This is a genomic window from Gilliamella mensalis, from assembly GCF_900103085.1.
GTDB classification, from domain to species: domain Bacteria; phylum Pseudomonadota; class Gammaproteobacteria; order Enterobacterales; family Orbaceae; genus Gilliamella; species Gilliamella mensalis.
Window position 1 is genome coordinate 39,884 of the sequence record NZ_FMWR01000001.1, and the last position, 13,383, is coordinate 53,266.

The 13,383-nt window shown below is 34.5% G+C and carries 14 protein-coding genes; 5 read left to right on the forward strand and 9 right to left on the reverse strand.

What is annotated here, in order from left to right; all coding sequences use genetic code 11:
* Window positions 1-113: 113 nt before the first annotated feature.
* Together lptF and lptG are read left to right on the forward strand one after the other, a co-directional pair.
* Entirely contained in the window at window positions 114-1,217 is a 1,104-nt protein-coding gene (gene lptF / locus BQ5209_RS00210) for an LPS export ABC transporter permease LptF (protein WP_085246572.1), read from the forward strand.
* A 10-nt stretch (window positions 1,218-1,227) separates the two neighbouring features.
* Window positions 1,228-2,292, forward strand: coding sequence for an LPS export ABC transporter permease LptG (lptG, locus tag BQ5209_RS00215; protein WP_085246573.1), 1,065 nt, complete (start codon window positions 1,228-1,230; stop codon window positions 2,290-2,292).
* 88 nt (window positions 2,293-2,380) lie between these two features.
* Here lptG and msrB read toward each other — a convergent pair whose 3' ends face one another.
* From msrB to msrA, 3 genes are read right to left on the reverse strand one after another with little or no spacing between them, the layout of a single operon-like run.
* Complete coding sequence (gene msrB, locus BQ5209_RS00220) at window positions 2,381-2,821, reverse strand: peptide-methionine (R)-S-oxide reductase MsrB (protein ID WP_208609895.1); 441 nt, start codon at window positions 2,819-2,821, stop codon at window positions 2,381-2,383.
* Between the two features lie 43 nt (window positions 2,822-2,864).
* Window positions 2,865-3,392: a cytochrome b gene (locus BQ5209_RS00225; RefSeq protein WP_085246574.1), complete on the reverse strand. Its 528-nt coding sequence runs from the start codon at window positions 3,390-3,392 to the stop codon at window positions 2,865-2,867.
* A 15-nt stretch (window positions 3,393-3,407) separates the two neighbouring features.
* Window positions 3,408-3,941, reverse strand: a complete 534-nt coding sequence (gene msrA / locus BQ5209_RS00230; protein ID WP_085246575.1) for a peptide-methionine (S)-S-oxide reductase MsrA — start codon at window positions 3,939-3,941, stop codon at window positions 3,408-3,410.
* A 125-nt stretch (window positions 3,942-4,066) separates the two neighbouring features.
* Here msrA and BQ5209_RS00235 point away from each other — a divergent pair, with 125 nt between their 5' ends.
* The gene (locus BQ5209_RS00235) at window positions 4,067-4,339 is read left to right on the forward strand and encodes a DksA/TraR family C4-type zinc finger protein (RefSeq protein ID WP_085246576.1); all 273 of its coding nucleotides are present in this window, start codon (window positions 4,067-4,069) and stop codon (window positions 4,337-4,339) included.
* 62 nt (window positions 4,340-4,401) lie between these two features.
* On the opposite strand, the gene BQ5209_RS00240 is transcribed toward BQ5209_RS00235, so the two are convergent.
* From BQ5209_RS00240 to hcp, 3 genes are all read right to left on the reverse strand, one after another.
* The gene (locus BQ5209_RS00240; RefSeq protein WP_085246577.1) at window positions 4,402-5,052 is read right to left on the reverse strand and encodes a DUF421 domain-containing protein; all 651 of its coding nucleotides are present in this window, start codon (window positions 5,050-5,052) and stop codon (window positions 4,402-4,404) included.
* A gap of 885 nt (window positions 5,053-5,937) precedes the next feature.
* Complete coding sequence (nsrR, locus tag BQ5209_RS00245; protein ID WP_085246578.1) at window positions 5,938-6,354, reverse strand: nitric oxide-sensing transcriptional repressor NsrR; 417 nt, start codon at window positions 6,352-6,354, stop codon at window positions 5,938-5,940.
* Between the two features lie 169 nt (window positions 6,355-6,523).
* On the reverse strand, window positions 6,524-8,194 hold the full coding sequence (gene hcp, locus BQ5209_RS00250; RefSeq protein ID WP_085246579.1) for a hydroxylamine reductase: 1,671 nt from the start codon (window positions 8,192-8,194) through the stop codon (window positions 6,524-6,526).
* Window positions 8,195-8,878: 684 nt separating this feature from the next.
* Here hcp and BQ5209_RS00255 point away from each other — a divergent pair.
* Together BQ5209_RS00255 and BQ5209_RS00260 are read left to right on the forward strand one after the other, a co-directional pair.
* Window positions 8,879-9,373 (forward strand): GNAT family N-acetyltransferase, encoded by a 495-nt coding sequence (locus BQ5209_RS00255; protein WP_085246580.1) that lies wholly within the window; start codon window positions 8,879-8,881, stop codon window positions 9,371-9,373.
* Window positions 9,374-9,417: 44 nt separating this feature from the next.
* Window positions 9,418-10,149, forward strand: coding sequence for a rhomboid family intramembrane serine protease (locus BQ5209_RS00260; protein WP_085246581.1), 732 nt, complete (start codon window positions 9,418-9,420; stop codon window positions 10,147-10,149).
* Window positions 10,150-10,207: 58 nt separating this feature from the next.
* Here BQ5209_RS00260 and lolE read toward each other — a convergent pair whose 3' ends face one another.
* Genes lolE through lolC form a run of 3 tightly spaced genes read right to left on the reverse strand, consistent with a single transcriptional unit; the run spans window position 10,208 to window position 13,359 of the window.
* Window positions 10,208-11,446, reverse strand: a complete 1,239-nt coding sequence (gene lolE / locus BQ5209_RS00265) for a lipoprotein-releasing ABC transporter permease subunit LolE (RefSeq protein WP_085246582.1) — start codon at window positions 11,444-11,446, stop codon at window positions 10,208-10,210.
* 1 nt (window position 11,447) lies between these two features.
* Window positions 11,448-12,164: a lipoprotein-releasing ABC transporter ATP-binding protein LolD gene (lolD, locus tag BQ5209_RS00270; protein WP_085246583.1), complete on the reverse strand. Its 717-nt coding sequence runs from the start codon at window positions 12,162-12,164 to the stop codon at window positions 11,448-11,450.
* Entirely contained in the window at window positions 12,157-13,359 is a 1,203-nt protein-coding gene (gene lolC / locus BQ5209_RS00275; RefSeq protein WP_085246599.1) for a lipoprotein-releasing ABC transporter permease subunit LolC, read from the reverse strand. Before lolC ends, lolD begins: the two co-directional genes overlap by 8 nt.
* Window positions 13,360-13,383 lie beyond the last annotated feature (24 nt).

The following is a 13,383-nucleotide window of genomic DNA, read 5'->3' on the forward strand; positions in this document are numbered from 1 at the left end:
AGAGATTGTTAATATTCTATCGGTTCATTGTTGGATAGCAACAAAAAGATAACTAAAAGCAAACAAATCAGATTATAATAGCCAGATTTTGTGCCAACATGTATAGGTAAAATGTGATAATTCGTCGATATTTAGTTAAAGAGACATTGAAAACCCAAGGGGCAATTTTGTTTATTTTGTTACTGATTTTCTTTTCTCAAAAATTAATTAGAATTTTGTCGAGCGCCATTGATGGTTCGATTCCCCGTGATTTGATTATGCCGTTATTAGTCTTGGGTGTATCGAATATGGCTGATCTGATTTTGCCATTGAGCCTTTTTCTTGGTGTGTTAGTTACCTTTGGGCGCCTTTATTCTGACAGCGAAATGGTAGCAATGTATGCTTGCGGGATTAAGAAGAATTTGACTTATCAAGTAGTGCTTTTTCTTTGTATTTTAACCTGCATATTAACGGCACTCAATTCGCTTTGGTTTGGTCCTTGGTCTAGCATTAAGCAAGATCAGCTACTTGCCAATGCTAAAATAAATCCTAGTTTAGCAGGGTTGTTAGCTGGGCAATTTCAACAAACACCTGATGGTAATTCGGTAATTTATATTGGTAATGTACATAATAATAATTTAGAAAATGTGTTTATTGCTCAAATCAATCCTAAAACCAATCAGCGCCCTTCAATTATTATTGCCAACAAGGGCAAGACTGGACATGATGATGAAGGTAATCAAATTATTACCCTTGAAAAGGCCAATCGTTATGAAGGCACAGCGCAATTAAAAGATTTTCGGATTTCAAACTTTCATAATTATTTAGGTATTATTAAACCCAAAGTGTTATCGACCAATGAAGATAAAGATAAAAGTGATGTTCAGCAATTAGGATTATTCGAGCTAGCAAACTCCAATATACCTAAAGCCAATGCAGAATTTTATTGGCGAGTAACGCTGATTATTTCAGTGCCATTAATGGCATTTTTAGTAATTCCACTGAGTGTATCTAACCCACGCCAAGGGCGACTTGCACAAGTTTTACCGGCTTTACTGCTGTATTTGGTTTACTTTTTGTCGGCCAGTTCGATTAAAGCCAATGCAGGAAAAAGCCGTTTAGATCCCGAATTATGGTTTTATATTTTGAATTTAGGATATTTTGTGTTGGCGCTTATCTTAAATTGTTGGGATAACCTATTTATGCGTAAACTTCGCTTAAAATATGCGGCATCGTAAGGAGAAAAGCGTGTTTTCGATTTTAGATCGTTATATCGGTAAAACTATTTTAAGCACCATTGGTGTTAGTCTTTTTTTACTTATTAGTTTGTCGGGTATTATCCGTTTTATTGATCAACTGCGAAAAATTAAAGTTGATTATGATGCATTTTCTGTGGGTATTTATACCCTGTTGATGGTACCGAAAGATTTAGAAGTGTTTTTTCCTATGGCGGCGTTGTTAGGAGCTTTAATAGGTTTAGGCTTGCTCGCATCACGCAGTGAGCTAATTGTAATGGAAACTTCGGGCTTTAGCCGTTTTAAAATTGCTTTTGCGGTTATGAAAACAGCCTTACCACTGGTATTAATTACCATGGCAATTGGTGAATGGGTTGCCCCTGTTAGTGAACAAACTGCACGCAATATGCGTTCTGAAAAGATTTATGGTAATTCATTAATGGCCGAACAAGGCAGTCTTTGGGCAAAAGATGGTAATGATTATGTGTTTATTGAGCATGTGAATAACGATAATTCGATTTCAAATGTTTATATCTATTCAGTCGATCAAAATAAGTTACAGTCTATTACCCACGCCGCCTATGGTGTTTATGAAAATGATAGTTGGACGTTGTCGCAAGTCGAAAAAAATGATCTAACAGTACCCAATCAAGTCGTCGGCATCAATATGGTCTCCCTCCCTTGGAAAACGAATATTACTCCCGATAAATTAAGTATTGTAGCGTTTGATCCTGATTCATTGTCAGCCGCTGGGCTTTATCAATATTCACAATACCTTAAAAGCTCAGGGCAAGATACCAAGTATTACGATTTACTATTTTGGAAAAAGATTATCAAGCCAGTTTCGGTGGCAGTGATGATGTTGTTGGCTTTGTCATTTATTTTTGGTCCGTTACGTAGCGTGTCGATGGGGATTCGCGTGGTGATTGGCATTAGCTTTGGTTTCTTGTTTTATATTGCCGATAATTTGTTTGCTCAAGTCAGTATTGTTATGGGTATTTATCCTATTATTGGGTCACTTATAACCAGTTTTGTGTTTTTATTAATTAGTTATATCTTATTTAAACGAAAGAACTAAAACAAAGCGAGTTAGCAAATTATTGATCCTATCATCTGATTTAGAGATGATAGGATTTTTAGTTTGTAACGTTTCATATTTTCATTTACTATCGTTCAAAGAGTTTTAAATACTGCCCATAGCCTGCATCTTCTAGCTCATCTTTCGGTATAAACCGCAAAGAAGCCGAATTGATGCAATAACGCAATCCGCCTAAGGCTTTTGGTCCATCATTAAAGACATGACCAAGATGAGAATCGGCATCTGCAGATCGCACTTCGGTGCGTCGCATACCAAAACTGGTATCCTTTTTTTCAACGATGCTGCTCTTTTCTATGGGTTTGGCAAAACTAGGCCAACCACATCCTGAATCAAATTTATCTAACGAAGTAAATAGCGGTTCACCAGATACGATATCAACATATAGCCCTTCTTGATGATTGGTGTTAAATTCGTTTTCAAACGGAGGTTCTGTCCCATTTTTTTGAGTTACATGATATTGCATAGGTGTTAATATGGACAGCGCTTTTTCTTTCATTGTTTTATTCATAAGTCACCTTCGTCATTTAATGTTGTTTGTCTTAATTTATGAATTAATTACGGCTTAACATCGATTGCAACACTTTATCTCTAATCCAAAAATAATGATATAAGGCACCAGCTATATGTAAAATAAGTAAAATAACTAATAAATATGAGCTAACTTTGTGGGTGATATGAAAAAAACTATAATATATATTAGGCATATCAATAGCAGGAATAGTGATGACACCAAGAAAATTCAGTGGCCTACTACTCATTAAGTAGCCAGAAAGTGGCATAATAATTAAGAAAATGTAGATAAGTCCCTGCGTGGATTTTGATAAGATGCGCTGTAGTTTTTGGTTTTTAGGCAAGACTTCGGGAACACCATTACTTTTAATGACAACAAAGCGACACAATGTTATTACAAAGATCAACACGCCAAAAGATTTGTGTAATATATAAATGGTAGACATTCCTCCCAAATATTGTGACAACGTCACTTTTAATATCATCAATAAAAATGCTGATACAATCAGTAGTAATGTTGACCAATGGATCCATTTTTGTTTACTACTGTATTGTGGATAGTTTTGCATGATTAAATCATCCTTTTATTTATTTTTTTGCCAATGCTGAGCTAAAAACTGTGATCGCCCTGATAATTGGTAATATTGGTTATAATGCTGTGACTGTTTAGTATAATAACTTTGGTGATAGTCTTCTGCAGGGTAAAATGCAACCGCAGGCTCTATAGTAACACCAATTGGTTTATCAAACTTACCACTGTCTTGTAATGCCTGTTTAGACGTTAATGCTTGTTGCTGTTGATCTTCATTATGATAAAAAATAACAGGACGATAAGAATCCCCCCGATCAGCAAATTGCCCCTGTGAATCAGTTGGATCAATTTGTTGCCAAAAGATTTCAAGCAATTTTGTATAGCTAATGAGTTTTGGATCAAACGTAATTTGCACCGCTTCAGTATGCCCTGTTGTACCTGAACAGACTTGTTGATAGGTTGGGTTTATTGCATTTCCACCAGTATACCCCGCTATGACATGAATAACCCCTTCATATTGATCAAATGGTTTTACCATACACCAAAAACAACCACCTGCAAATGTTGCTTGTTCATATTGCTGCATTATAACCTCCAATTTAATAATGCTAACTATTGAAATAATCTATCTTTAGTTAACATATTACTTGAAAAAGTCTAAAAAAACACCATATCATTATACAACTATTTCAGTTCTAGAAGGATTCGCTTATGGCGAGTGGATGGGCATCTGACGATGCTGTTAATCAACAAATCGAAGGCACGATTGCCGATGCTATCGAAAACGCAAGACGACAACTTAATCACGGTACCACTAGCGCTGATTTTTGTATTGAGTGTGGTGAACCTATTGCCAGAGCTAGAAAAGCAGCATTACCCGGAGTGCAGTATTGTTTATCTTGCCAACAAGAAATCGATAAACAATTAGCTAAAGTATCAAGCCTATATAACCGCCGTGGTAGTAAAGATAGCCAACTGCGTTAGTTAGACGTTAATGATAGCTTAACCAAGCTGAAAGGTGGATTGAGATCCACCCTAAAAAATAACTATTTTTTACCTTCACGCACTGAATCATAAGGGTAAATAATCAACTTATTATCAAACCATTCAGCACAAAAAACATCTTCTATTTTTTCATAGCCTTGCTTTGAAATTTCATGTTTAACCCACTCTTCATCTTTTTGAAGCTGTTCAAGATTATCATGGCTAATGCCACCATTTTCAATGATAAGTACAGCGATGTCTTTATCGCCTTTTTTGATAATGGTTAAAGAGCCATTGAGTTCATACCAAACTTCTTTTAATTCATCAAATGAAGCTATACCTTGTATATTCACTAAAGTTTCAAAATCTCTTACCGGTAAGTTGGCTTTAATAAAATTATCCGTTATTAAATTTCCATTTTTAACTAATTGAATTGGTTCGCCATCTATGGCATCGCGTAGGCGTGAGTTTTTAGATTTGATAAAACGAATTAAAACAAGTAGACCTGCCCAAATAGCCACTAACCCAGCAGCTTCCCAAGGCGATACTGTCGGGCTAAGTAATGCCCCCCCAACTAGCGCACCAATGACCATACTACCCACCTGATCGAGCTGCGACATTGGCGCAATTTGGCTTTTTCCTGACAACTTCACATAAACAAGTAAAATAATTAAAGCTAACAAAAATTTTGGTGCCATTTCTAATAAATACATTTCCTTTCTCCAAGCTTAACATTATATGTTGAACTACAATTCCAAATGCAGAATTAAATAGAAACTTCTGTATCGAAACGGGTAATAATTTATGTAAAAATCGGTGTAACTTTTGTTTAATAGACAATTAACTCATGTTTATTTTTTGTATATCAATCCAAAATAAGACATGATAATTAAGATAAATGCCATTACATTGTACTCTAAAAATTGAACAATTTATAAGATTATTACTTTGATTGTGATAATTAATTTCTATTATGTAATGTGATTTTAGCATGATTGGATATTAAGCGATTGTAATGGATAATATATGATTACTTAAAAAGTTGCTCAGCATTATGTGGGTCACTATTTGCATAATTATCCAAAACAACAATAGTTTATGTTTTGTCTTCCCTCTAGAATACTAACCGTTAAATTAGCAGGACCATTAATGATAGACTTTGTTTGCATCAAATTGTGATCTAGCTCGATAAAATTAACTATTTATTTAAATTAAAATAATATGTTAGTTATTCTTATTTATAAACTTTTACTGTTAAAAAACCTAAACCAATAGAGTTATCACTTGCTGTTTCCAATAAGATTATTAACTAATGTAATGTTAGTGTGCAATACAAAAATATGAGCAGAAAAACATAAGAAAGTGTATATGACACTTTCACCAGTACGTTGTTGTTAAATATTAAGATAACCAAAAGCGGTTATCTGGCTTTTTAGTATGTTATAAAGCAGTTGAGCAATTAGCATATAACGCTCAGTTTTCTTTATGATATCATTGCTATAACTTTTGCCTATAACCTAGCTTTAATTGTTTTTTTATGTACATCTATTACCTTAACTTTGCAAACTACTGTAAATAATATAGGTATCTTCTACAGATCACAGTAGATTAATTAATTTTTGATTATCACGAACAAGATCATCGATTGTGTATTGATCTAGCTCTTTTAAAAAAGCTTCTTTCGCATCAAGAAGGTATTTTTTCAAACGGCAAGCTGGACTAATATAACAAGATGATACACTACAATTAAATAACTCAAGTGGCTCTACTTGCCTTATAACTTTACCAATATTGATATGTTTACTGTGTATTTTTAATTTAATTCCCCCTCTTTTTCCTTGTTTTGTTTCGACATAACCTAATTTGCCTAACTTATAGACAACCTTAACTAGATGGTTTTTGGAAATTTTATAATATTGACTAACTGCAGTAATACTTGTCAATTCATCTTCAGCTAAGGTAGATAAATAGATAAGCACACGAATACTATAATCAGTAAAACTTGATAATTGCACTTAATCTCCTGCTTATTGAAAGATCATTTTAAATGAAGCATTATATTTGATTCATTTTAAATATTAGTTATCTTTTTTAAGCTTTTTGTATAAAACATGAAAAAGAAAAATTTGTTATACATGATTATTACCCCCATTAATTTGAGGATAATAATAGATTTTCTTGTAGTTAAGCTAAACTGGCGGTTAATATTTGATTAAGATCGTTATTCGCATCGGTTGTAATGTGTAAATCAAATTTTTCTTGCAAAAGACTCAGCAGATTTTCAGTTAAAAATTCTGGTATAGACGGACCGACATAAATTCCTTTTATGCCAAGCGATAATAATGTAAGTAAAATAACAATGGCTTTTTGTTCAAACCAAGACAACACCAATGTTAACGGTAACTCATTCATTCCCAGCCCAAAAGCTTCAGCTAAGGCAATTGCAAGTTCAATTGCAGAATATGCATCATTGCATTGCCCGATATCCAATAAACGAGGAATACCATTAATATCACCAAAATCATGCATATTAAAACGATACTTACCACATCCTAACGTTAAAATAACACTATCTTTTGGCACTTGCTTTGCCATTTCTGTATAGTAATGACGTTCACTTTTATTACCGTCACATCCTCCTATTAAAAAGAAGTGTTTAATATGACCTGCATTAACCTGTTCAACAACAGTTGGAGCAACATTCATTAACGTATTTCGAGCAAAACCAATAGTAATATAGTGTTCAAGTTCTGTATAACTAAATCCTGGTTGCTCTAAAGCACAATTAATAACAGCCGCAAAATCATTCGTTTTAATATGTGTTACACCCGGCCAACCAACCATACTTCGAGTAAAAATACGATCGTTGTAGCCATTGGTAAAAGGGTTAATTATACAATTAGATGTCATTACAATTGCACCCGGAAAGTTAGCAAATTCTATTTGTTGATTTTGCCACGCACTACCGTAATTACCAACCAAGTGTGGATATTTATGCAACTCAGGATAAGCGTGAGCAGGTAACATTTCACCATGAGTATAGACATTAATACCTTTGCCTTGAGTTTGTTCTAAGATCAAATGCAGATCATGAAGATCATGCCCTGAAACTAAGATACATTTTCCTGCAATTGGCTTTGTATTGACCTTTGTAGGCGTAGGATGACCAAATAAATTCGTTTCACCCATATCAAGCATCGCCATAACTTTATAATTTAAATGCCCTATTTGCATGGATAATTTAACTAATTGATTAATATCAGTTGGATTATTTCCTAATAAGCTCATAAACTGATGATACTCAGAATATATCTCATCGTTAAATTGACCTAATACTGCTGCATGTTCTATATAAGCTGCTGCACCTTTTAAGCCATATAACGCTAATAAACGTAGTCCAATAATATCTTCCCCGACTTGCTCTTGCTCACGGTTCAGCAAGACAGAAGACGCAACTTCTAAAAGTGCCTTTTTCGTATTGGGATAGTTAAGCTTTGCGACAAACGTTAAAGGAGGTATAACTTCATTAACTTTATTCGCAGCTTCTTTCGCTTTTTGTTGCAATTGTTGGCTAATTTTTTGTGCTTGATCAAGATAAGCTAGCATTCTATCTGCATCAAAATTGACATTAGTTAATGTTGAAAAAAAAGTTTGACATGACCATCTATCTATTTCACGGTTTACAATTTGATATTTTCTGCAAACAGAAGCCCAAAATGAAATTTTTTGTAAACTTGCAACTAAAACATCTTGCAGATCAGAAACTTCAGCTGTTTTACCACACATCCCTTTTACATAACTACAGCCTTTTTTATTTGATTTTGTTATTGTTTGCTCACATTGAATACAAAACATAATACCTCCTAATTTTATCTTCTTAATTAAAGATATATATAAAATACATGTTTAAGAAGAAAAACAAAATGAAAACGTTAAATTTTGTTTAGTGTTAGAGAGAAATTAAAAGACAGTAATCGGTAAAATTTATATTAATTAATCGATTAAGCTTGCCGTACGGCGGTGAATCTATGTTTAATGAATTGTCTAGGTTAGGGGAGTTTCTAAACCGCCTATACGGCGGTGAACCGGGGGATTATGTCGGTGCGTGTCATATAATTTTTCTAAACCGCCTATACGGCGGTGAACCTGCCAGCGAATAAATCTGCAAATATGTTTGTTTTCTAAACCGCCTATACGGCGGTGAACAGAAGCCAATATACTATCAAGCTTGTTTGACAAAAGGCAAATAGGATTTTTGTTTTAAAAAACCCTTTTTTACAAGGCTATTTTAATTTGTTGTTTTTATTTATTTTTATTTATTGATAAAAAAAAGGGTTAGCTAAATTTTTGATTTTTTGATAATGAGTAAATTTTATTGTAAAAAAAACACCCAAGTAGATTATTGATTTTATTGAATTTTTTATTTAACCGTAAACCATTGCTACGCCGTATTTTCCTGATGATAAAAATATCCCTTATTGCCTACAATCAATAATAAAACTACAATAATTTTTCTTTAAACCACTTACAGCAAAAAACATGATCACTTACCACGATGCTACATTAGAAGATTTACCCTTTATTGTCGATGTTTATAATTCAACAATTGCTGGTCGCCAAGTGACTGCTGATACGGAGCCTGTTTCTGTTGAAAGTCGATTAGAATGGTTTTACCAACATAACCCTCAAAATCGTCCCCTTTGGTTAATAAAATATCAAGATCAGCCTTGTGGTTGGATTAGCTTGTCTTCTTTTTATGGTCGCCCTGCTTTTTATAAAACGGTTGAGATTAGCTTATATCTTCATCAAGATTTTCGAGGCAAAAAAATTGGTCAATTTGTGGTGGATAAAATTGAACAATTTGCTAAACAAGTAGGAATTGAGGCAATTTTTAGCTATGTGTTTCGACATAATTTACCTAGTGTTAATTTATTTAAAAAAATGCAATATCAACAATGGGGACTTCTTCCAAAAATTGCTGAATTGGATAATATTCAGCGTGATTTAATGATATGGGGTAAACGGTTAGATTAACTCATCTACTATCAATAAAATTCAACTATTCAAAAGGATTTTTAATGAGTACCTTAAATGATATTAAGTATTACGCTAGTCAATCTAAAATCACCTCGACTTTAGTGGTGATAAATATCCTTTGCTTTTTTGTCTTCCGGTTACTTGATAGTCGTGGTTTTTCGACACTTTATGAAAATCACTTTCTGATTGATTGGGGTGCTGATGTTGCAGTATTGACCTTTTCTGGTCAATATTGGCGCATATTTACCAATTTATTTATGCATGTCGGTTTTACCCATTTAGCTATGAATATGCTGGCATTATGGAGTATTGGACCGATTTTAGAACAGCGCATACCTCGCATGGCTTTTGTTGGCATTTATCTTTTTTCAGGTCTAGTGGGAAGCTTATCAAGTGATATTGCCACCATTAATCAAAATGTGATCAGTTGTGGTGCTTCGGGTGCTATTTTAGGTATTATTACCGCCTTACTAGCTTATTGCTTGGTATTTAGATCCAATATACAAGAAATGCCGATAAAAGCGATGCTGGTCAGTTTAGTTTTAACTGCTGGATTGGGATTATTGCCTTCGATAAATAATATGGCACATGTTGGTGGAGCTTGCACTGGTTTTGTGCTTGGTGGGCTAATTTCTCTGAGCCTTAAAACTTTCAAATATCCAAGCAAGTTAACCTTGCTTAGTATTAGCTTACTATTCATTATTACTGCATTGGGATTATATACGGGATATATGCATTACGCCCTACCCAATGGTTATTACTTTTACAATTGACAATAAAAAGCGCTGATAATAAACAATCAAACAGCGCCTTTTTTTATGCAACTCAATCCTAGAAACTATTTAAGATTCGAGCGGGTTCGATTTTACAAGCACGTTTAGCTGGATAATAGCTTGCAATTAAACTAAGTAACATAGAGGTGATAAACACCACCACCACATCAAACAGATGTATTTCGGAGGGTAAAAAATCGATAAAATAGATATTACTATTTAAGATCTTATACCCCATTATTGACTCAATAAAGCCCATGATATTAGAAAGCTGCCATGACAGTAACACGCCTAAAAAAACGCCAATTAAACTACCAATTAATCCAGAAATCACCCCATACCAAATAAAAATATTTTTTATGAGTTGATTGGTTGCACCTAAGGTTTTTAATATAGCAATATCACGCCGTTTGTCTTTTACGGCAATAACTAAAGTTGACACAATATTAAAACAAGCAACGCCAATAACCACAATCATGGCCAGATACATAATTTGTCTGATCATTTGAATATCGCGATACATAAAGCCAAATGAGTTTTCCCAGCTATTAAATGATAGGTTTTCTTCTAGATTTAATGCGGCTTGTCCAATAATCTGATTAGCTTGGTAAACATTATTCACATTAATCATGATACCTGTGACACTGTCACCCATGTTAAGTAACTTTTGTGCATCTGTTAAGGGCAGTAAAGCGATATTATTACTTAAGCTACCGCTTAATTCTAAAATACCCACCACTTGCAAACGAACCCTTTTCGGCGGTTTAAGTTGGTTAGGACCACTCGAAGCAGGAATTAATAAAGAAACCCATCCTCCTTCACTCACTGACAAGCTTTTAGCTAGCCCTGCACCAATAATGACCTGTTGGCTATCGGGTTTAAAATCTTGCCATTTATTATTCAGCACATAATTAGGGAGTGCGCTGATTTTATTTTCTTCTTCAATATCAATACTTTGAACTTCAACTATGCCAAGTTTACTGCCATTTTCAATAAGCCCAGTAAAACTTACGAAGGGTACCGCCGATACAATATTATTATCGTTTTTAAGCTCTTGTTGCACATGGCGCCAATTATCTAAATTGCCATATTCTCGATACAGTTGTCCATGTGGTACGACCGATAAAACTCGATTATGTAGCTCCCGCTCAAAGCCATTCATAGCACTTAAGCCAATAATTAATGCAGCAATACCAATAGCAATACTGAGTGTTGAAATAATCGAAATTAACGACACCATACCACTTTTGCGACGTCCTTTTCGAAATTTGAGAGCAGTAATTAAAGATAAATTCATATTAATTATCCGTTAATTGATTATCTGATAATGCGCTATCAGAAAGTTGCCCGTCTCTCATTACCCATTGTTTATCAAGTTTATTGGCTAATTCAAGATCATGGGTAACAACCAAAAACGCAGTACCGTGTTCACGGTTTAATTTAATCAACAGTTCAAAAATAGAATCTGCAGTTGACTTATCAAGGTTACCCGTTGGCTCATCAGCCATTACTAAAGCAGGGTTATTAATTAATGCCCGCCCAATTGCCACACGTTGACGTTCTCCCCCTGAAAGTTCAGAAGGACGATGATGAGCTCGTTTAACTAAGTTAACTGACTCTAGCATTGCCATAGCTCGTTTTTTAGCTTCATTTGGCAAAACGCCACCAATTAACAGTGGCATGGCCACATTTTCAAGTGCCGTAAAATCAGGCAATAGATGATGAAATTGATAAACAAAACCGATTTCTTGATTGCGTAAACGAGCCTTTTCTTGTTCAGATAGTTGATTTAACTGCTGTGATTTAAAAATAATTTCACCTGATGTTGGCTTATCTAAACCGCCAAGCAGATGAAGTAAGGTACTTTTACCTGATCCTGAACTCCCAATAATGGCGAGTAATGATTTTGGATAAATATCAAACGAGACATTTTTTAACACCTTAGTCACCATTTTGCCTTCTTTATAAGTTTTATAAAGATTTTTAGCTGAAAGTAGTTTTTCTGTGTTATTCATAACGTAGTGCCTCGGCAGGTTGGATATTGGCGGCGCGATATGCAGGATAAAGAGTTGAAATTAACGATAACATAAGCAATCCGATAATAATGAAACTAATTTGCGTTGGTTCAACCAATGACGGTAACAAAATACCGGCTAAAGATAAACCTAACACTTGCATGATTTCGTTTAAGTTAATGGCAAGTAGCAATCCTATAGCACTACCTAAGAACGTACCGATTATCCCTGAGCTTGCGCCTTGAATAATAAAAATTAACATAATTTTAAATCGCGATAGCCCTTGGGTTTTTAAAATAGCCACTTCACCCTGCTTTTCCATCACCAGCAAGCTTAACGAGGTAATAATATTAAAAGCAGCTACAATTACAATTAGGCTAATGAGTAATCCCATGACGTTTTTTTCCATTTTAATGGCTTGAAACAATTCACCACGTTTGGTTCGCCAATCGTTAAACACTAATCCTGTAGGTAATGGGGTACTGGTTACTGATGCAATATCAAGCGGTTTATCTAAAAATAAACGCCAACTGCTAAGCATATTAGCAGGATAACGTAATAGATTTCTCGCATCAGATTGATTGACATATATAAGCGCTTGATTGATATCATGGTTAACAGTAAACAGCCCTACAATATTAAATAAACGCTGTGACGGAATACGTCCAACAGGGGTGATTTGACTGGCATCGGTTACCATTAAGCGAATTTTGTCGCCAACAGTTACGCCTAATTGGTTGGCTAATGTTTGCCCTATAATGACATTATACTGCCCTGCTTGTAGATCAAAAATCGATCCGCTATAGATATAATCATTGATAGGGTCATTATCTTCAGGTGTAATTCCCATCAACGTACTTAATGTAATACTGTGTTCACTTTGCAATACCACATCGCTAGTGACTAAAGGCGTGATACGATTAACGCCTTTAATCTTTTCAAATGATGAACTAGGGTTAGCACTTGGATCAAGTCTACCTTTAATAGAAGTAATTTGTGCCTGGGGAAAGAATCTTAAAATACTGTTTTGCATTTGGTCTTCTAATCCATTCATCACAGATAACACAACAATTAGACCAATAGAACCCAGCATAATGCCAATCATCGACAACCATGACACAAAGCGACCAAAGCCATCCGTTTTTTGCCCATACACATAGCGCAAACCAATAAAAAAGACTAATGGACGAAATATTTTTGACATAAACGTATATATTAC

Coding starts and splice junctions, on each gene's coding strand:
- msrB (WP_208609895.1), bottom strand. CDS start 2,821: ATGAATAAAACAATGAAAGAAAAAGCGCTGTCCATATTAACACCTATG.
- BQ5209_RS00225 (WP_085246574.1), bottom strand. CDS start 3,392: ATGCAAAACTATCCACAATACAGTAGTAAACAAAAATGGATCCATTGG.
- msrA (WP_085246575.1), bottom strand. CDS start 3,941: ATGCAGCAATATGAACAAGCAACATTTGCAGGTGGTTGTTTTTGGTGT.
- BQ5209_RS00235 (WP_085246576.1), top strand. CDS start 4,067: ATGGCGAGTGGATGGGCATCTGACGATGCTGTTAATCAACAAATCGAA.
- BQ5209_RS00240 (WP_085246577.1), bottom strand. CDS start 5,052: ATGTATTTATTAGAAATGGCACCAAAATTTTTGTTAGCTTTAATTATT.
- hcp (WP_085246579.1), bottom strand. CDS start 8,194: ATGTTTTGTATTCAATGTGAGCAAACAATAACAAAATCAAATAAAAAA.
- BQ5209_RS00255 (WP_085246580.1), top strand. CDS start 8,879: ATGATCACTTACCACGATGCTACATTAGAAGATTTACCCTTTATTGTC.
- BQ5209_RS00260 (WP_085246581.1), top strand. CDS start 9,418: ATGAGTACCTTAAATGATATTAAGTATTACGCTAGTCAATCTAAAATC.
- lolE (WP_085246582.1), bottom strand. CDS start 11,446: ATGAATTTATCTTTAATTACTGCTCTCAAATTTCGAAAAGGACGTCGC.
- lolD (WP_085246583.1), bottom strand. CDS start 12,164: ATGAATAACACAGAAAAACTACTTTCAGCTAAAAATCTTTATAAAACT.